This is a genomic window from Cohnella sp. GbtcB17 (genome assembly GCF_019091135.1).
In the GTDB taxonomy this organism is placed as follows: Bacteria; Bacillota; Bacilli; order Paenibacillales; family Paenibacillaceae; genus Cohnella.
This window is the reverse complement of sequence record NZ_JAGXJW010000007.1, coordinates 90,051-107,895: the sequence shown is the minus strand read 5'-3', so window position 1 is coordinate 107,895 and position 17,845 is coordinate 90,051. Positions and strand designations below refer to the sequence as shown.

19 protein-coding genes, 1 pseudogene and 1 riboswitch are annotated in these 17,845 nt (G+C 58.9%); of the genes and pseudogenes, 2 read left to right on the top strand and 18 right to left on the bottom strand.

Annotation, left to right across the window (positions count from 1 at the left end; all coding sequences use genetic code 11):
• Positions 1–176: 176 nt before the first annotated feature.
• Positions 177–360: riboswitch (FMN riboswitch) on the bottom strand.
• Positions 361–573: 213 nt separating this feature from the next.
• The 16 genes and pseudogenes from KVT38_RS05630 to KVT38_RS05560 all read right to left on the bottom strand — a co-directional run bounded on the left by KVT38_RS05630 (position 574) and on the right by KVT38_RS05560 (position 14,618).
• The gene (locus KVT38_RS05630) at positions 574–1,002 is read right to left on the bottom strand and encodes a peptidylprolyl isomerase (protein WP_217592707.1); all 429 of its coding nucleotides are present in this window, start codon (positions 1,000–1,002) and stop codon (positions 574–576) included.
• A 147-nt stretch (positions 1,003–1,149) separates the two neighbouring features.
• Positions 1,150–2,481, bottom strand: coding sequence for a diaminopimelate decarboxylase (gene lysA / locus KVT38_RS05625; RefSeq protein ID WP_217592706.1), 1,332 nt, complete (start codon positions 2,479–2,481; stop codon positions 1,150–1,152).
• A 166-nt stretch (positions 2,482–2,647) separates the two neighbouring features.
• Positions 2,648–4,324, bottom strand: a complete 1,677-nt coding sequence (locus KVT38_RS05620; protein WP_254639020.1) for a spore germination protein — start codon at positions 4,322–4,324, stop codon at positions 2,648–2,650.
• 18 nt (positions 4,325–4,342) lie between these two features.
• On the bottom strand, positions 4,343–4,777 hold the full coding sequence (locus KVT38_RS05615) for a stage V sporulation protein AB (RefSeq protein WP_217592705.1): 435 nt from the start codon (positions 4,775–4,777) through the stop codon (positions 4,343–4,345).
• Positions 4,770–5,444, bottom strand: coding sequence for a stage V sporulation protein AA (locus KVT38_RS05610; RefSeq protein WP_254639019.1), 675 nt, complete (start codon positions 5,442–5,444; stop codon positions 4,770–4,772). Before KVT38_RS05610 ends, KVT38_RS05615 begins: the two co-directional genes overlap by 8 nt.
• A gap of 104 nt (positions 5,445–5,548) precedes the next feature.
• Positions 5,549–6,307, bottom strand: a complete 759-nt coding sequence (gene sigF / locus KVT38_RS05605; protein WP_090112963.1) for an RNA polymerase sporulation sigma factor SigF — start codon at positions 6,305–6,307, stop codon at positions 5,549–5,551.
• Positions 6,308–6,329: 22 nt separating this feature from the next.
• On the bottom strand, positions 6,330–6,776 hold the full coding sequence (spoIIAB, locus tag KVT38_RS05600) for an anti-sigma F factor (protein ID WP_217592703.1): 447 nt from the start codon (positions 6,774–6,776) through the stop codon (positions 6,330–6,332).
• Positions 6,773–7,126: an anti-sigma F factor antagonist gene (spoIIAA, locus tag KVT38_RS05595; RefSeq protein ID WP_090112966.1), complete on the bottom strand. Its 354-nt coding sequence runs from the start codon at positions 7,124–7,126 to the stop codon at positions 6,773–6,775. Before spoIIAA ends, spoIIAB begins: the two co-directional genes overlap by 4 nt.
• A 166-nt stretch (positions 7,127–7,292) precedes the next feature.
• On the bottom strand, positions 7,293–8,462 hold the full coding sequence (locus tag KVT38_RS05590; RefSeq protein WP_217592781.1) for a D-alanyl-D-alanine carboxypeptidase family protein: 1,170 nt from the start codon (positions 8,460–8,462) through the stop codon (positions 7,293–7,295).
• 406 nt (positions 8,463–8,868) lie between these two features.
• Positions 8,869–9,507 carry a hypothetical protein gene (locus KVT38_RS05585; RefSeq protein WP_254639017.1) on the bottom strand — a complete coding sequence of 213 codons (639 nt, stop codon included), beginning with the start codon at positions 9,505–9,507 and terminating at the stop codon, positions 8,869–8,871.
• Positions 9,508–9,585: 78 nt separating this feature from the next.
• Positions 9,586–9,753, bottom strand: a pseudogene (locus tag KVT38_RS35525) (transposase); the annotation flags it as partial.
• 227 nt (positions 9,754–9,980) lie between these two features.
• Complete coding sequence (locus tag KVT38_RS05580; protein WP_217592701.1) at positions 9,981–11,291, bottom strand: pyrimidine-nucleoside phosphorylase; 1,311 nt, start codon at positions 11,289–11,291, stop codon at positions 9,981–9,983.
• 35 nt (positions 11,292–11,326) lie between these two features.
• Positions 11,327–12,151 carry a purine-nucleoside phosphorylase gene (locus KVT38_RS05575; protein WP_217592700.1) on the bottom strand — a complete coding sequence of 275 codons (825 nt, stop codon included), beginning with the start codon at positions 12,149–12,151 and terminating at the stop codon, positions 11,327–11,329.
• 31 nt (positions 12,152–12,182) lie between these two features.
• Entirely contained in the window at positions 12,183–13,358 is a 1,176-nt protein-coding gene (locus KVT38_RS05570; RefSeq protein ID WP_217592699.1) for a phosphopentomutase, read from the bottom strand.
• A gap of 31 nt (positions 13,359–13,389) precedes the next feature.
• Complete coding sequence (gene xerD, locus KVT38_RS05565; RefSeq protein WP_217592698.1) at positions 13,390–14,310, bottom strand: site-specific tyrosine recombinase XerD; 921 nt, start codon at positions 14,308–14,310, stop codon at positions 13,390–13,392.
• A gap of 74 nt (positions 14,311–14,384) precedes the next feature.
• Positions 14,385–14,618 carry a DUF4227 family protein gene (locus KVT38_RS05560; protein WP_217592697.1) on the bottom strand — a complete coding sequence of 78 codons (234 nt, stop codon included), beginning with the start codon at positions 14,616–14,618 and terminating at the stop codon, positions 14,385–14,387.
• A 167-nt stretch (positions 14,619–14,785) separates the two neighbouring features.
• Between KVT38_RS05560 and KVT38_RS05555 the strand changes: the two genes are divergently transcribed.
• Complete coding sequence (locus KVT38_RS05555; RefSeq protein WP_217592696.1) at positions 14,786–16,003, top strand: S8 family peptidase; 1,218 nt, start codon at positions 14,786–14,788, stop codon at positions 16,001–16,003.
• 120 nt (positions 16,004–16,123) lie between these two features.
• Here KVT38_RS05555 and KVT38_RS05550 read toward each other — a convergent pair whose 3' ends face one another.
• On the bottom strand, positions 16,124–16,588 hold the full coding sequence (locus KVT38_RS05550; RefSeq protein WP_217592695.1) for a glutathione peroxidase: 465 nt from the start codon (positions 16,586–16,588) through the stop codon (positions 16,124–16,126).
• A 3-nt stretch (positions 16,589–16,591) separates the two neighbouring features.
• A complete protein-coding gene (locus KVT38_RS05545; protein ID WP_217592694.1) occupies positions 16,592–17,053 on the bottom strand; it encodes a MarR family winged helix-turn-helix transcriptional regulator in 462 nt (153 codons plus the stop codon).
• A gap of 271 nt (positions 17,054–17,324) precedes the next feature.
• Here KVT38_RS05545 and KVT38_RS05540 point away from each other — a divergent pair, with 271 nt between their 5' ends.
• On the top strand, positions 17,325–17,801 hold the full coding sequence (locus KVT38_RS05540; RefSeq protein ID WP_217592693.1) for a glutathione peroxidase: 477 nt from the start codon (positions 17,325–17,327) through the stop codon (positions 17,799–17,801).
• Positions 17,802–17,845: the final 44 nt, after the last annotated feature.

Here is a 17,845-nt window from a genome sequence, read left to right as displayed (position 1 = left end):
GAATAGTCGCACAGCATCAAACAGGCCAGCGGCATGTATAAAGAAGTCGTCCGGCTAGAAACGAAAAAATCGCCGCGATGATTGTGAAATGCAGCACAAACACAATCATTGCTGAATACGACTTCCCGTCATCTCATCCCGCACTTCTCGCTTCATAGACGCATTCGGCCGTGCTGCGCTGCCTTCGCCCATCCAGACTGCCACTGTCGGTCCCGGATTCACACCGGATCCGCCGTCTCGCGCCGTCATCGGAATGAAAGGCGCTACTGCGGGTCACGGACTGACGGCTGTCGTTGCGATCGTATCGCGCGGAGGCCGATCACCGCCGGTGGGGAATTGCACCCCGCCCCGAAGGTAAGCATCAAAAATCGTTCGTCGAACATCGCATCGTCTGCAGTGATCCGTATGACAAGCTATATCCGACTCGTAAAATCGGAATGAACGATTTATAGGCATGTTAGCACCATCAATGAAAAAAAGCAAGGATTTTCATCGACAGGATTTGGATCGAATGGCTGAACGCAAAACAGCCCGCTGCAAGAGCGGGCTACCCTGATAGGTTACTAAGTAAAGTTACTCGGTAACGGAAATCGACTCGAACTTGTCGCCGCCGCGAAGCGCGTCGACGTGCTCCATGCCGGACACGACCTTGCCGAAGACAGTGTGGACGCCGTCCAGGTGCGGCTGCGGCGAATATACGATGTAGAACTGGCTGCCGCCCGTATTTTTGCCGCGGTGGGCCATCGCAAGCGCGCCGCGCTCATGCTTGTTCGGGTTGATCTCGCAGTCGATCTCGTAGCCGGGACCGCCCGTGCCGTTGCCGTTGGGGCATCCGCCCTGGGCGACGAAGCCCGGAATGACGCGGTGGAAGCTCAGATTATTATAGAAGCCCGTATTGGCCAGCTTCTCGAAGTTGGCGACCGTATTCGGGGCGTCCTTGTCGAACAATTCGATGACGACCTCGTTGCCGTTGGCCAGTTTGATCGTGGCTTGCTTGGACATTGCGGATCAACGCTCCTTCTCATTCACTGTTTTTGACTTGTCCCATCATACTACATTTTGCGAAAAAAGGAAAAAGGCCGCCTCGAACGGCGGCCTCTGTCGCGAGACAAGCGGCTTGCAACGACAATGCGGGAGCCTCTGCTTCAGTTAGCTGCGGACCGTTTGCTTCCGAAGACGCTCGGGCAGCAGATCGTTGCGGGCGATATCCTCGAACGATTCGCGCGCGACGACAAGGTCTGCCTGTCCGTCCTTCACGAAGACAACGGCAGGACGGCGAATGCGATTGTAGTTGCTCGCCATCGCATAGTTGTAAGCGCCCGTGCAGAACACTGCGAGCACGTCGCCGGACTGCACGGCCGGCAGCTTGAGGTCCCAGATGAGCATGTCGCCGCTCTCGCAGCACTTGCCCGCGACCGATACGAGCTCGGTCGCTTCGTCTTCCGGACGGTTGGCGAGCACCGCTTCATACTTGGATTCGTAGAGGGCGGGACGCGGATTGTCCGTCATGCCGCCGTCGACGGCGATATACTTGCGGACGCCCGGGATGTCCTTGCTCGTGCCGACCGTGTACAGCGTCGTGCCGGCGTCGCCGACGATGCTGCGGCCCGGCTCGACCCAGATCTCCGGAAGCGGATAGTCCGCGGCCGTGAACGAATCGATAATCGCGCCAGTGATCGCCTCGACGTAGGTCGCTACCGGCAGCGGTGTATCGCCTTCAACGTAGCGGATGCCGAAGCCGCCGCCCAGGTTGATGACGGTAAACGTCTTGTCCAGCTTCGCGCGCACTTCGAGAGAGAAGGCTGCGACCTTCTCAACGGCCATGCGGAAGCCTTCGACCTCAAAAATTTGCGAGCCGATATGAGAGTGCACGCCGAGCAGGTTAAGCTGCGGCTGGCGGAGCGCCTCTTCGACGGCGCGCAGCGCCGTGCCGTTGCCGATATCGAAGCCGAACTTGGAGTCCTGCTGGCCGGTGGAGATGTAGTCGTGCGTATGGGCTTCGACGCCCGGCGTCACGCGCAACAGGATGTTGACCTTCTGGCCGCGCTCGGCCGCGATGGCGTTCAGCAGGGCGAGCTCGGTGAAGTTGTCGACGACAAAGCAGCCGATGCCGGCGTTCAGCGCCATCTCGATCTCGTCCGGCGTCTTGTTGGTGCCGTGGAAATGGATGCGTTCAGCCGGGAAACCCGCCTGCAGCGCCGTATAAAGCTCGCCGTCCGAGACGACGTCGAGGCTCATGCCCTCTTCCTCGGCGACGCGGCACATGGCCATGACGCAAAAAGCCTTCGATGCGTAGGCAACCTGAAACTTCAGGCCCGTCGCCTTGAACGCCTCGACGTATTCGCGGGCGCGCTGGCGAACAAGCGCCTCGTCCACGACGTACAGCGGCGTGCCGAACTTCGCCGCGAGGTCGAGCGTGTCGACGCCTCCGATCTCGAGATGTCCCTTGTCGTTGATGCGGCTGGTACCGTGAAAGTACATGTATGATTTCCCCTTTTCGGACTGGAATTCGATCGCGGCGTACGAATGGACAGGGCGCGATCCCCGTCATCATACGCGATAATCTGAGTATATCCCAGGATGCGATTCGGGGAAATGGAGGAATTGGCGCATCATTTGCATTTCTTCCCGCCGGCGCCTTTCCGCCTCATTCCGTAGGCTGCCTTCCGCTTTGCTTCGGCCTGTAGATCGACGGTCGCATGCGGATCTTAGGGAGCGGTCTGCGCAAAAACACGTTCAATAGCGCCGGACCGTTAAACGGGATAAACGGCCACATATAAGGCGTGTTGTACGAACGGATCAACGCCAAGGCGACGAGCATAATCGCCGCACAGGCGACGAAGCCCGGCAGTTGGAACAGGAACACGGCCATCAGAAGCACCAACCTGACGATACGGTTGGCCAGTCCGAGCTCGTAACTTGGCGTGGCGAACGTTCCGATCGCGGCCACCGCCATATACAGGATGACCTCGTTGATAAAAAGCCCCGTTTTGACGGCGATGTCGCCGATCAGGATCGCCGACACGAGCGACATCGCCGTCACGAGCGGCGTCGGCGTATGAACGGCCGCAAGCCGCATCAGATCGACGCCGATCTCGACGAGAAGAAACTGCACGATCAGCGGCAGATCGCCGGTTTTGTCCGCGCCGAGGAACCAGAGCCACGACGGACGAAGCTGCTGCGATTCCGCGTACATGTACCATAGCGGCATGAGGAACATCGACGCCAGCAGACCGAAAAAACGGATCCAGCGCAAATACGTTCCGATAAAAGGACTTTGCCGGTTTTCCTCGGCATGCTGGATCAAATCGAAATAAGTGGTCGGCAGCATCATGACGCTGGGCGACGTATCCACGAGGACGGTCACGCTGCCATCCAGCAAATGTGAGGCGACGACATCCGGCCGTTCGGAATAGCGGACGAGGGGGAACGGATTCCAACCCGTCTTGACCGTAATTTCTTCCAGCTGCTTGTCGGCCAGCGGAATGCCGTCGACCTTGACCGCCTTGATCTTGTCGCGCACCGATTCGACGAGCTTCGTATCGGCCACGTCGTCGATAAACACGATCGCGACGTCCGTTTTGGTGCGCTCGCCGACCTGCGTAATTTCGAAGCGCAGCTTCGGATCCCGCAGTCGGCGGCGGATCAATCCGACGTTGGTCAACAAGCTTTCGGTGAAGCCGTCCTTGCTGCCGCGAACGACCTTCTCAAGCTCCGGTTGCTCCGGCTGCCGTCCCGGATACTGCCGGACGTCCATGAGCAGCACCCGCGGTTCGCCGTCCACGTAAAAAGCGGCATTTCCCACGAGCACATCGTCCACCATTTGGGCAAACGAGTCGACTTCGCGGATTTGAATCGAAGGCATGTAATAATTCAAGAAGCTCTCCAGTGCGTCGTGGCCGACGCTGTCCGGGGACAGGTAGGACAATCGCTTCAACAATTCGGTCAGCGCGGTGTCCTTCGCAAAGCTGCTTAAAAATAAAAGGCCCGTGCGCCGACCGCTGAAGGTCATTTCTCTGATTTGCACGTCGAAAGCGGCCGGCATGCCTAGCGTCTCCTTGACCTTTGCCAGCCATTCGTCGATTTCGGCCGGGAAGCCTTCCTCCGTTTTTTTTGCGTCGTCGGGTTGCGGCGCCCGCTTCTCTTTGCCCTTTTCGTTTCGCTCTTCGTCATGCCGCGCGAACTTGTCCTTGCCCGTCCGTTTCCTCTTGTCCGGATCCGTCGGTATCAACGGCCGAAACGGCGGCATATTGTCCGAGTGTTCGTTCGGGCGATTCGCGCCTTCCTTGTTGAGCTCCATGCTGCCGTGTTCGGTCATATCCATGCCGGCCACCCCCTTAAGTCATTCATGCATCGGTTGGAACAACAGCCAATCCGCCAGCGAGCCCGCAACCTTTCCGAGCACCATCGCCATCAGCAGCGCGAACAGATAAGGCCCGAGCTTCAGTCGCTTGGCGACGATCGGGATGACGTTGAGCACCTCGGTCAGAGCGGCTGCCAGCATGCCTACGAAGATGCCCTGGAAAACAGCCGGCGCGAGCAGCCAGCCTTTCCCCAGCGACAGCCGCCAGTCGAATAGATCCGCACAGTTGAAGCCGATGACGCCCGCAAGCAGCGCAGACTCGAAAATCGCCGAGCGCCTATACGCCCGCGTCAGTTGAACAAGTCTGGGCACGAGATCCAGTACGATGAGCAGCGCAACGAACGCGCTTCCGACCGCGAATCCGCCCGACAGGCCGACGATCGCCACGAGCGCTTCGCCTCCGAGCTCACGCATCCGGTCCCGCCTCCCTTTCACGAGTTTTGGCATATTCTTCCGTGATGACGTAGTGGTTTACGTTTTCCTGATACATGAACATCTCGACCTCCAACGGGTTCGGCTCGTCGTTCAGCCTCTTGCGGAAGACGCGGTTAAAAAAGATGAGCATGCCGAGTCCGACGCCGAGCGAATAAGGAACCTCGAACAACCAGGCGTGACGGTCCGGGCGCCCTGTCAGCAATTCGATAATTCGCCGCTGGACGACCGGCATATCCACGTCCGCATGGAAGTTCATGATAGCCATGCCCGATCCGAAAAAAAGCAGCAGCCATGCGGCGACGAGTAGCACGTACCTCGGCTTTACCTTTCCGCTTGGCGTCGTTTCAAGCAACACATGCGGCTCGCCGAACGTTTCGACAGTCAGATCGGGATCGAAGCGACGAATCAGCCGCACGATCTGAAGCATGTCGATCATCAGCAGGTTCCCGTCTTCCGGCCGCATTTTCCAGACGATCAATTCGCGAATGCGGTCCGCGTAACGGCGATCGGTCTCGATCGATGCGATATCCCCAAGTTTAATGACTGCGCCAGGCAGCACCTCGACGCGTCTTCGCAAACGTAAATATACGATACCGGCCTTCAACCGCCGCACCTCCAGCGATCGTTTCCATGTAGTATGAAGCAACGCCAGCCATCCCATCCGCTCCCAAAGCAAAAAGACCGTGCGACCCGCTAAGACGGGCGAACGGTCTTGAAGCTAGCCATCCACTCGCGCATCGATGTGCGCGTTTATTGGGCGATTTGCTCCTTGATGCTTTGCAGTATTTTTTTCTCCAGTCTGCTCACCTGCACCTGGGAGATGCCGAGTCGGCCGGCGACTTCGGATTGCGTCTGGTCGCGAAAATACCGCAAGTATACGATCAGCCGCTCCCTTTCCGACAGCGCCTGAATGGCCTGCGTCAGCGCGAGCTTGTCAAACCACTTCTCCTGCGCATCGTCCGAGATCTGGTCCATCAGCGTGATCGGGTCGCCGTCATTCTCGAAAACGGTCTCGTGAATCGAGGTCGGCGGCTTGTTGGCCTCCTGGGCGAACACAATTTCTTCCGGCGTCACGCCAAGCCGTTCGGCGACTTCGCCAATGGTAGGCTGTCTACCTAACACCTTGGACAGCTCGTCCTTCGTTTTTCGCACCTTCCCCGCCATTTCCTTCAGCGACCGGCTGACCTTCAGCGTCCCGTCGTCTCTCAGGAAACGTTGAATTTCGCCGATGATCATCGGCACCGCATAGGTGGAGAACTTGACCTCGTAAGAGAGGTCGAACTTGTCCACCGACTTCAGCAGCCCGATGCATCCGATCTGGAACAAATCGTCCGGATCGTAGCCGCGGCCGGCGAAGCGCTGCACGACGGACCAGACAAGCCTGATATTGCTCGACACCAACGTGTCCCGAGCCGAACTGTCGCCCGATTGACTGAGCGCGATGAGCCTTTTGACCTCCGCATCTTCAAGATAACCCGGCGGCGAAGATCGTTTCCATTCGATATCCATGCCCCCAACCCCTGCCGCGGTATTAGTTGAACAATGCTTTTTTGGACTCGATTCGCTTCTTCATTCGTAGGCTCGTCCCTTGCCGAGGCGCGCTCGTCGCTTCGAATTCGTCCATGAAGTTTTCCATGATCGTGAAGCCCATGCCCGAGCGCTCGAGCTCGGGTCTCGACGTGAACAACGGTTGCCGCGCAATATCGAGGTCCTCGATGCCTCTTCCTTCGTCGCGGATGAGGATCGAGATCGTATCGCCCGCGATCTCTACCTCTAGATGAACGATTCCCGCAGGATCGTTGTCGTAGCCGTGAATAATAGAGTTGGTGACCGCCTCGGATACGACCGTTTTGATATCGTTGATTTGGTCCATCGTCGGATCGAGCTGGGACACGAAGGCGGCAACCGCGACCCTCGCGAACGCTTCGTTTTCAGATCTTGCGGCAAAGGAAAGCTTCATATGGTTGTCGATGCTCATGATACGACCTCCAGACCGGCCAGCGCCGAACGCTCATTGTCATAGAACGATAGAATCTTGAACAAGCCCGACAGCTCGAACAGCCGTTTGACGTTGTCGTGCGCATCGCAGACGACCATGCGGCCGCCGCGGCCCTTGACGAGCTTGTAGCGCCCCAGTACGACGCCGAGACCCGAGCTGTCCATGAACTGCAGGTCCCTCAGGCTGAGCACCACGTGGTCACACCTGCCGCGCAGTATCGCATCCTCCATCTTAAAGCGAACGATATCCGCCGTGTGATGGTCCAATTCCCCTCTCAAGCGAACGATGAGCACGTTGCGCTGCTGCTCCAGTTCCACCTGCAAGCTCATTTCCGATTCTCCTCTCATGCGCCTTCAAGTTTATGGTAGATGCATACCTTTCTACGAATCGCCTCCCTATTCCTGCCCTCCGACAAAACTAGAAGAAGCCTTTGAAAAGGCGACAAAATACGCAAAGCAGCGGAGACGATTTTTCGTCCCGCCGCCTTGCGTTCCTTCACTTCCCGCCTAAAAACAGTTTGCCCGTCGAACGTTTGAGCAGCGTCCAATAGCCCGCCTTGTCTACATGCTCGGGCGCTTCGATCGGGAACTCCGCGAGCACCTCGTTGCCCCGGTACACGATCAGCTTGCCGACCTGCTGGCCAGCCGCAATCGGCGCCGTAACTTTGTCCTGCAGCGCCAGCTCGTGGCGAATCTCCTTGCCGCCCTCGCCTTTTCGCACGAGCACGCTGTAAGAATGCTTCGCCGTCAAAGGCAGCTCCGCGGATTCGCCTTTTTCGATCTTGAGCTTGCCGATCGTATCCCCGGCCTTATAGATCTGTACGTTCGAATATTGCGAAAACGCATAATCCAGCAGCTTCGACACTTCCGCATTGCGGGTTTTCGTATTGGGCTCTCCCATCACCACGACGATCATGCGGAGATTGTCACGCTTTGCGGTCGCCGACAAGCAGAACTTCGCTTCGCTTGTGAAGCCGGTTTTCAGACCGTCTGCACCCGGATAAAAGCGCACAAGTTTGTTCGTGTTGACGAGCCAGAACGGTTTTTCTTTGTCTTTACGAAGATAGTCCTGATAGGCTCCCGTATACTTGGTAATCTCCGGATGCTTCAGAAGCTCTCTCGACATCACTGCGATATCGTGCGCAGACGATACGTGTCCCGCCGCAGGAAGTCCGTTGCAGTTCGCAAATCGGGTATCCTTCATACCAAGCTCTTCCGCGCGTTTGTTCATTATCTTGACGAACTCTTCTTCGCTGCCCGCCAGCTTTTCTGCAAGTGCCACCGATGCATCGTTGCCGGAAGCCATCGCCACGCCTTTAAGCATGTCGTTAACCGTCATCTGCTCGCCGGGCTCCAGAAAAATTTGCGATCCGCCCATCGAAGCGGCATACTCGCTGGTCGATACCTGGTCCGTCAGCTTGAGGCGGTCGTCGTCGATCGCTTCCATGACGAGCAGCATCGTCATAATTTTCGTAATGCTCGCCGGCGGCAATGCCGTGTGACCGTTTTTCTCATAGACGACGGTGCCGCTATCGGCATCCATCATCACGGCGGAGCGCGCGTTCGCCGCGAGATCCGTCTGAGGACCCCCGGAAGGCGGCGCAGCGCTTTCCTTCGCCCAAGCCGATGCGGGGATGAGCAGCGAAGCCGCGAGACTAAGCGTCAGCGCCCGCCCCCAAGGACGTCTGTGAAGTTTAAGTTGCTGGTGGCTCAAGAATGATGTCCCTCCTGCCGGCCGGCCAAGTCGCCGTCCTGGAATCGTCTTGAGAACTAGTGTGCCCGCAGCATCTGCATCATATTCCAAGTTGTGGGGCGGATTCTAAATAGGCGGGGAAAAAGCCGATGGGAGAGAGCGAAGATTGGGGTGGTAATTTATGGATCGTGCTAATGGAGAAACACTTCGTGACACGTTTCCGGGCTTATCCCCTTCGCTCAATGCTGGTATGCTCAATGCTGGTGTACCAATGCTGGTGTACCAATGCTGGTGTACCAATGCTGGTGTGTGCAATTGTACCTGCGCGCAATGAGGCGCGAAGCATTTCACGAAATATGCACCATTTGAACAACACCGGTTACGCCACCTGGCGATAATTTGCGAAAATGCGCTTCTTCTGCGTCAACTCTCTATACGTAATCGATCGAACGGAACTCGATAAGCGTAAAATATGGCTCTGCATTCGCGTTCGACTATGAGAAAAGTTATGAACAAACGATTGATGATGCAAATAAGCTTGCAAGTGCTTCGGTCCAAGCCCTTGAAGCGTATGGTCAAACCAGTTCATGGCATGCATCAGAACGGCCGATAACGGCTTTAGACTGCGCATGCCGCGATAGGCGAACGATTTCACCTTTTTAAACTCCGTCTCGACGTGCACCTCGGAAAAAACATCGTATACATATCGGGTCAACAAACGCGACTTGCCTGCAAGACGAGGATCCATTTGAACAAGCTTCACAAACAGAACGGATTCGCCGTTCATCTCTCCGCCGATCACGATAGGCTGATCCGTCGGCTCCGGAATCAGGCTTGAATAGCACCGCCATCCGTATACGCCCCCCGTCACTGCCACGTCGCCGGAAAGCTTCTTCTCGTCAGCCTCCAATGTCAACGCGTCTCTCAGCTTGTGTCCGATCAGCCAAGCCGTTTTGTAGGTCACGCCTAAAAGCTCGGCGAGTTCGACCGATGTCGATTCGTCTCCGAGCCACTGCATGGCTCTGAGCCAGCAGCGCAAGGGGGTGCGCGTACCGTGCATGGCTGTCCCAGCCGTGATCGACGTCTGATGGCGACAGGAGGAGCAAACATAGAGAGGATGTCTCCGGGTCCGAATAACGGAGTAATGCGGATAACGGCAAACCGGACAGCGAAAGCCGTCAGGCCAGCGTGCCTGACGGAGCGCCTCAACGCACTGCGCTTCGGTCCACGACTCCCAGGGTCCTTCCGGAAATGCGATCAACATTCGTTTTTCACCCGCCAAATAAGAACTTATGTTCTCATTTTAAATTGGTTATTAATGGACTGTCAAGCCCTTTAAAAACTTCTGCTGAGCGAACGGAATAAGCCCGGAAACGCGTCAGAGCATGATTTATTCGCCATGGGTCATCCATTTATTCCCATCAAAAAAAACCCTTTCGAAATGAAAGGGCCTAAGAACACGCGGAGCAACTATTGTAACGCTTTATCTACTTATTGATGCACGATCCCGTGAAGCAGCGGCCTGTCAGGACCCCGCTCCGCGCCTAGCCGATAGGCGCCGCGTACTGTTTCGACGGCGCTGGCCGCACGCTCGTCGTCGGCTCGAACGTAGAGCGTGGCGAGCAGGTCGCCTTCGCGCACAAAATCGCCCGGTTTCGCCGCAAGCTCGATGCCGACGGCGTAATCGATCGCGTCGTCTTTGGTCGCGCGTCCCGCGCCTAGCGTCATGGCGGCCAAGCCGACGGCTTCGGCCTCGATTGCCAGCACAAAGCCTTCCATGACGGCCGATACGGGCAGTCGGAGCGGCGCCTGGGGAAGTCGAGACAAATCGTCGGCGACGCCGGGATCGCCTCCCTGCGCCGCCACGAAGGCGGCAAACTTGCGCAGCGCCTCGCCGGAGGATATGGCCGCCTCAAGGCGCGTTCGCGCGGATTCGATATCGTCCGCGACGCCGCCAAGCACGAGCATGTGGCTGGCGAGCACGAGCGAGACTTCCCGCAGGTCGTCGGGACCTTCGCCGCGCAGCACTTCGATCGCCTCGCGGACTTCGAGGGCGTTGCCGATCGTACGGCCGAGCGGCTGGTCCATGTCGCTGATGACCGCGACGGTGCGACGGCCGACCTGGCTGCCGATCGCGACCATTGCCGAAGCAAGCTTGACGGCTTCCTCGGGCGTTTTCATGAACGCGCCGTCACCCGTTTTGACGTCCAACAGGATCGCATCGGCGCCGGCCGCGATTTTTTTGCTCATGACCGAGCTTGCGATGAGCGGGATCGATTCGACGGTGGCGGTAACGTCCCTCAGGGCGTAAAGCTTCTTGTCGGCCGGCGCGATATTGCCGCTCTGTCCGATGACCGCGACGCCGATGTCGTCGACCTGCGCGAAAAAGTCTTCGCGGCCGAGCTCCGTCCGAAATCCCGGTATCGATTCGAGCTTGTCGATCGTGCCGCCCGTATGGCCGAGCCCTCTGCCGCTCATCTTGGCGACCGGCACGCCGCAAGCCGCGACAAGCGGCGCGACGATAAGCGTCGTTTTGTCGCCCACGCCGCCCGTGCTGTGCTTGTCCACCTTGACGCCCGAGATCGGCGACAAATCGACGGTATCCCCCGAGTTGGCCATCGCAAGGGTCAGAGCGGCAGTTTCCTTGTCCGTCATGCCCATGTAGCAGACCGCCATGGCCCACGCAGAAATTTGGTAATCGGGTATCGTGCCGTCAACGAGTCCCGCAATCAAAAAGCCGATCTCGCTCTCGCTCAGTTCGCCGCCGAACCGTTTTTTGCGTATGATGTCTACGGCTCTCATGGTCGCAGCGACCTCCTTCTCCTGTTGCCTTCGAATTAAAGCTTCGGCAGCAGCGCCATAACCAGCCGAATGAACTGCTGCTTGACGCGTTCCGTCGTCTCCATGACTTCTTCGTGAGACAGCGGCTGATCGAGAATGCCGGCCGCCATGTTGCTGATGCACGAGATCCCGATCACCTCAAGACCGGAATGTCGGGCGACGAGCACCTCTGATACGGTGGACATGCCGACGGCGTCGGCGCCGATGACCCGCAGCATTCGGATCTCGGCCGGCGTCTCGTAATTCGGGCCGAGCAGTCCGGCGTATACGCCTTCGCGGACCGGAATGCCGAGCTCAGCAGCGGTCTCCTTGGCGATCTCGCGCAATCTGCGCGTGTAGGCGTCGGACATATCGGGGAAGCGCACGCCGAGGGCGTTGTCGTTGGGGCCGACGAGCGGATTGCGCCCCGTCAAATTAAGATGATCGGAAATAATCATCAGGTTGCCCGGCTCGTACGATAAATTTACGCCGCCGGCCGCGTTCGTTACGAATAGCGTCTTGATGCCAAGCTGCTTCATGACGCGAACGGGCAGCGCCGTGCGCTCGGGCTCGTAGCCCTCATACATATGGAAGCGTCCGCGCATCAGCGCAACGGGACGTCCCTGCAGCCTTCCGACGATGAGCTCGCCCGCGTGTCCTTCGACCGTCGATACGGGAAAATGTGGGATATCCTCGTAAGGAATCGTCACCGCCTGCTCCATTTCGTCGCCGATGACGCCAAGCCCGGACCCGAGAATAAGACCGACCTCCGGCCGCAGATTCGTGCGCTCCGCGATGTAAGCCGCAGCTTCTTCGATAATCTGAATTGTTGGATAGACCAATGGAATAGCTCCTTTTTTGCCCGTAGGTTTATTAAATCAGCTTGTAGAGAAAGCTCGTCCCGTGCGCCGTCTTCGGCACGCCGAAATTGTCGGCGATCGTGGCCGCCAGATCGGCGTAGGTCGCAAGGGTGCCCAAATCGCCGGGCTTTTGCAGCGAAGGACCGTACGCCAGAATCGGTACGTACTCTCGCGTATGGTCGGTTCCAGCATGAACGGGATCGTTGCCATGGTCTGCCGTAATAACGAGCAGATCGTCGGGTCCAAGCCGCTCTAGCAGCCCGGGAAGGGCTTCGTCGAAGGCTTCGAGCGCGCGGGCGTAGCCGTCCACGTCGCGTCGGTGTCCGTACAAGGAATCGAAATCGACCAGATTCGTGAACAGCAAGCCTTCGAAAGAGCTTTCCAGCTGGCGGATCGTCGTATCCACGCCGTCCCCATTGCTTTTCGTCGGAATCGCCTTGGTGATGCCTTCGCCGCAAAAAATATCGTTGATCTTGCCGACGGCAATCACTTGCTTGCCCGCCTTCTTGAGTGCGCTCAGCACGGTCGGCTCCGGAGGCTTGACGGCATAATCGTGCCGGTTCGACGTGCGCTGGAAGCTGCCCGGCTTGCCGACGAAGGGCCTGGCGATGACCCGGCCGACGGAATATTCGTCCTTGTTGGTCAGCCGACGGGCAATGCGGCAGGCTTCGTACAGCTCTTCGAGCGGGATGACGTCCTCATGCGCGGCGATCTGAAATACGCTGTCCGCGGACGTATACACGATCCAAGATCCGCTGCGCATTTGCTCTGCGCCGAGCTCGTCCAAAATTTCAGTGCCCGATGCGGGTTTGTTGCCGATGACGCTGCGTCCCGTCTCCTTCTCGAACGCTTCGATCAGCCCTCGCGGAAACCCGTTCGGAAATGTCCTAAACGGCTTGTCCACCTTGAGTCCCATCAGCTCCCAATGCCCCGTCATCGTATCTTTGCCGACCGACACCTCCGCCATCTTGCCGAAGTATGCCGTCGGGGCTTCATCCGGCTGCCAATCGTCCAATCGGGCGATGTTGCCGAGGCCGAGCCGCCTCATATTCGGCAGCGCCAGGCCCGTCGGTCCCGATGCGATATGCCCCAACGTATGGGCGCCCGCGTCCCCGTATTCTGCTGCGTCGGGAAGCTCGCCGATGCCGACGCTGTCGAGCACGATGACGGCTATTCTTTTAAACGGCATGCTGTCGTCCTCCCTCGTATCCGTGAATCGCTCACTCTTCTGCTTCGCTCCGCCCGCCGCGATCGCGGGGGTGAAAGCTGTCATATACGTCTCTAAGCTTGGCCTTGCTGGAAGGCTGGTACACCTGCGTCGCCGTGAGATCGGCGTGCCCGAGCATCTCTTGAACCGAGCGAAGGTCGGCGCCGTTGTCGACGAGATGGTAGGCGAACGAGTGTCTTAGCGTATGCGGCGTAACCTCGGTGCTGACGCCGGCCGATGCCGCATGTTTCTTGATGAGCTTCCAGAAGCCTTGCCTGGTCATCCGGCCGCCCAGATGGTTGATAAACAAAGCATTTTCAACCGCTCCGTCGCGCAGCAGCTTCGGCCTGGCTTCCTGCAAGTATTTTAGCATCCAATCGCGACACATGGAACTGATCGGGATCATTCGTTCGCGTCCGCCCGTTCCGCGGCAGGCCAAAAGACGAAGATCCGTACGCACGTCCGCAACGTTCAGGTTCGTCAGCTCGGTGACGCGCATCCCCGTCGCGTATAGCGTCTCCAGCATGGCCCTGTCCCTTATGCCCGCCTCGTCTCCGAGATCCGGTGCCTCCAGCAGCCGTTCTACGTCGGATAAAGACAGCGCGCGCGGATGTCTGCGCTCGGCTTTGGGCGCGGAGAGCCGCAGCACGGGATTGGCCGCCGTCAGGCCGGTCTCGAGCGCAAACTGAAAAAAGGCCTTGAAGGAGACGATCCTGCGCGAAATGGTGGCGTTCGTTCGCCCCTGCTCCTTCAGCCTGTTCATATAAGACGACAGGTGAAAGGGTTTGATGTCCGCCGTCCGAACGATATCGTGATGCGCCTGCAGCTCGCGCGCAAGATCCTCCAGGTCCCGCCGGTACCCGTCCAGCGAGTTGGCGGCCAGATGCCTCGTCGACTTCAGATAAGACAGAAACGGTTGGATGTCCTGGTTCATGGGGTCGTATATTCCTTCCTCGTTTGCCTTTACCGGTTAATTCCACGCAAGCGGCCCCGATTCCTCCCCGAGGGCTATTCGCCGAGCCAGTAAAACAGTCGAAGCCGGTCCGCCTGGGAAGAGGGCCCTGCGTTCGAGCCGTCGGCGCCGAATACCTTTTCGGCGCGTCCCTCGGGCACGCGATAAGGGTCCAGCGGCGATAACGCGGTTTGCAGCCAGCCGTACGCGTAGTGGGCAACCACGGTGAGCGACAAAAACAGAAGCGTAAATTGCAGACGGTCCCACCATTTTCCGATCGATCGATCCATGCGTCTTCCTCCTCGACTCGCTCGTCCCTTTCTACAATCACCGTATGTGCGCGCAGGGCAGATCATGCCCGGGCCAACGACCCGGACGCGGCACCAATCGCCCCCCTCGGCCGTAAACTGCTCGCGTACGATAATGGCGGCGATGCCGCACCGGGGAGGCGAATGTCATGAAAGAGGCGATTCGCAAGCTTGTCCGGCAATGGAAGGCAGGGGGCAAGGCGAGGCGGACGACAAGAAGCGTCATCGTGCTCAAAAACAAGAAGGGCTACGACGCCTGCATCAAGCATCTGAAAGCGGCGGGCATCCGCCCGGTCAAAACCGTGCGGCGCTGCCGCCTAATCGGCTGCGAAGCGCCGAGGGGCGTCGACTGGACCGCCTTAAAACGCCATCCCGGCGTCGCCTATATCGAGAAAGACCGGCTCGTAAAGGCGCATGTCCGGGCGGCTCGTTCCGGTCGAGGCCGAGCAGCGCGCCCAATAGGCAAATGCCGAATCGATCCCGCCAAAATTCCGTGGAACATCGCCCGCATCGAGGCGCCTCCGGTCTGGAGGCGGACGAAAGGCGCATGCGCAAGACTCGCCGTCGTCGATACCGGAATCGGTCCGAACGCCGACCTCAAGGTCACCGGAGGCATCAACACGATCGACGGCGGATCGTTCAAGGACGACAACGGACACGGCACCCATGTCGCAGGCATCGCCGCGGCGACCGGGCGCAAGCGGATTTACGGCGCAGCCCCGAGGGTTAAGCTGTACGCGGTCAAAGCGCTCGACCAATTCGGCGTCGGCTTCGTCTCCGACATCGCCGAAGGCATCGATTGGTGCGTCAAAAACCGCATGGACGTCATCAATATGAGCTTCGGCTTGGCGGGGGATAGCCGGGTGCTGCGCGAAGCCGTCGCCCGCGCGAGGCGCAAGGGCATCGTCATGACCGCATCCGTCGGCAACGACGGTCCTGACAATGCGCGCATCGATGCGCCGGCCAGATATCCGGGCGTGCTCGGCATCGCCGCCACGACCAGGGGCAACCGCGTCGCGTCGTTCTCGAGCCGCGGAAAAGGGATCGCGCTGGCTGCTCCCGGCGTCAACATCCTGTCGACCGCGCCGGGCGGCGGCTACGTGCGCATGAGCGGCACCTCCATGTCGTCGCCGCATGCCGCTGGCGGGGCGGCGCTGCTCCGCGCTTTGGCGCGCCGCGCGCCGGCAGCGTGCATCGCGCGCAAGCTCGTCGCGGCCGCCAAGCCGCTGCCCGGCGGTCGCAAGGCGGTCGGCGCCGGCCTGCTGCAGGTGGCGCCCGCCGCTGCCGCACTCGGCGCCAAGCATGCGGGTCGCGCCGGCGGCGGAAGCGTCGCGCGCGGCAAGCGCGGCCGGCCTCGCCGTCCGTAGGCGCGGCGGGCGCTTCGACGCGCGCCGCTTAAGGGCCGGCTGCCGGCCCTCAGGCGCAAAAATCCCCCCGCCTTCGTTCGCGGCGAGGGGATTTTTGGTGTTCGGCGACGGTCGGCCGGTTTAAAGCAGCGCTTCGATGTCCGCGGCCATCGTCTCCGGCGTTTCCTTCGGCTCGAAGCGCTTCGCGACGCGGCCTTCGCGGTCGATGACGAACTTCGTGAAGTTCCACGCGATATCGGCGCCGCCGGTCTCGCTTTTCAAATACTTAAACAGCGGCAAAGCATGGTCGCCGTTCACGTCGGCCTTGGCGAACAACGGGAACGTCACGCCGTAATTCAGCTTGCAAAAGCTCTCGACCTCGGCTTCCGTACCCGGCTCCTGCTCCGCGAATTGATTGCAAGGGAAGCCCAGGACGACCAGGCCTTGGTCTCCATACTTCTCATATAGCGCCTGAAGGCCTTCGTATTGCGGCGTCAGGGCGCATTTGCTCGCGGTGTTGGCGATGATGAGCACTTTGTCCTGATACTCGGACAGATCGACTTGCTCGCCCCGGATGGAAGGCGCCTTGAATTCGTAAACGGACATGGTTTATTCCCCTCTCTGATCGGCGGCCGCGACCGGCTGCAGCGCGGTCATCAACTCGCCCATTTGACTGCGTATTTTAAGCATCATCTCGACGTTCACGCCCGACTGGCAAAACACCTTTTCCGGCACCTCAAGCGCCTTCTCCCTCAGCGCCTTGCCCGCCGCCGACAAACGGATCAGCAGCTGACGTTCGTCGCCGGCATCCCGCGCGCGGGTGAGCAGACCCTGCGCCTCCAGCTTCTTAAGAAGCGGCGTCAGCGTGCCCGAATCGAGGTACAGCCGCTCGCCAAGCTCCTTCACGCTGACGGCGTCCCGCTCCCACAGCGCGAGCATCGCGATGTACTGCGTATAGGTCAAGCCCAGCTCCTTGAGCACGGGCTGATACAGCCTCGTAATCTCCTTGGCGCAGGCATAGACGGCAAAACAAGTTTGATTTTCCAGCTTCAACACTTCTTCGGAAGACATGGAACCTCCTCTCCTCTCTGTGCAGCCGCGCATCTATTGCACGCTCATGGCATACACAATTAAATTGCCTGCAATCGAATCAAATCCAATATTAAATGTCCCGAACTTCGGTGTCAAACGCTTGACTTTTTATTTTAATTGCATACAATTTAATTTGACGAGATTAAAGCAATTCAAACGTTTTAAGCAATTAACAACGATTAAAACAATTCAAACCGATTAAAACAACGCACATTGCAACAAAGCGAAATCAAACAGAGGAGGAATTCCATTGTCGATCTACGATATTGAAGTGTCCGATGCCCGCGGAGCCGTACATCCGCTGTCCGAATACAAAGGCCAGGTGCTGCTGATCGTGAATACGGCGACCAAGTGCGGCTTTGCGCCTCAGTTCAAGGGCCTCCAGAAGCTGTACGACAAATATAAGGACGAGGGCTTCGCCGTGCTCGGATTCCCGAGCAATCAATTCGCGAACCAGGAGCCGCTCGACGGCGAAGCGATCGCGGAGGCATGCGAGTTGAACCACGGCGTCAACTTCCCGCTCTATGCCAAGATCGACGTCAAGGGCAAGGATGCGCACCCGCTATTCAAGCACTTGACCCGCGAAGCGCCGGGATTGCTTGGCACGAGAAAAATCAAATGGAACTTCACCAAGTTCCACATCGGACGCGACGGCAAGGTTGTGAAGCGCTACGCGCCGACGGATACGCCCGAGAAAATCGAAGGCCGCATCCGCGACCTGCTCTGAATCTGCCGACGCCCCGACGCCCATGACGCCCATGACGCCCATGA

Bases quoted from the DNA above. Each gene is read 5' to 3' on its own strand.
- KVT38_RS05620 (WP_254639020.1), bottom strand. From the start codon at position 4,324: ATGGATATGACCGAACACGGCAGCATGGAGCTCAACAAGGAAGGCGCG.
- KVT38_RS05555 (WP_217592696.1), top strand. From the start codon at position 14,786: ATGAAAGAGGCGATTCGCAAGCTTGTCCGGCAATGGAAGGCAGGGGGC.
- KVT38_RS05580 (WP_217592701.1), bottom strand. From the start codon at position 11,291: ATGAGAGCCGTAGACATCATACGCAAAAAACGGTTCGGCGGCGAACTG.
- KVT38_RS05560 (WP_217592697.1), bottom strand. From the start codon at position 14,618: ATGGATCGATCGATCGGAAAATGGTGGGACCGTCTGCAATTTACGCTT.
- KVT38_RS05615 (WP_217592705.1), bottom strand. From the start codon at position 4,777: ATGCGTGAGCTCGGAGGCGAAGCGCTCGTGGCGATCGTCGGCCTGTCG.
- xerD (WP_217592698.1), bottom strand. From the start codon at position 14,310: ATGAACCAGGACATCCAACCGTTTCTGTCTTATCTGAAGTCGACGAGG.
- KVT38_RS05570 (WP_217592699.1), bottom strand. From the start codon at position 13,358: ATGCCGTTTAAAAGAATAGCCGTCATCGTGCTCGACAGCGTCGGCATC.
- spoIIAA (WP_090112966.1), bottom strand. From the start codon at position 7,126: ATGAGCTTGCAGGTGGAACTGGAGCAGCAGCGCAACGTGCTCATCGTT.
- KVT38_RS05630 (WP_217592707.1), bottom strand. From the start codon at position 1,002: ATGTCCAAGCAAGCCACGATCAAACTGGCCAACGGCAACGAGGTCGTC.
- sigF (WP_090112963.1), bottom strand. From the start codon at position 6,307: ATGGATATCGAATGGAAACGATCTTCGCCGCCGGGTTATCTTGAAGAT.
- KVT38_RS05550 (WP_217592695.1), bottom strand. From the start codon at position 16,588: ATGTCCGTTTACGAATTCAAGGCGCCTTCCATCCGGGGCGAGCAAGTC.
- lysA (WP_217592706.1), bottom strand. From the start codon at position 2,481: ATGTACTTTCACGGTACCAGCCGCATCAACGACAAGGGACATCTCGAG.
- KVT38_RS05585 (WP_254639017.1), bottom strand. From the start codon at position 9,507: ATGCAGTGGCTCGGAGACGAATCGACATCGGTCGAACTCGCCGAGCTT.
- KVT38_RS05545 (WP_217592694.1), bottom strand. From the start codon at position 17,053: ATGTCTTCCGAAGAAGTGTTGAAGCTGGAAAATCAAACTTGTTTTGCC.
- spoIIAB (WP_217592703.1), bottom strand. From the start codon at position 6,776: ATGAGCATCGACAACCATATGAAGCTTTCCTTTGCCGCAAGATCTGAA.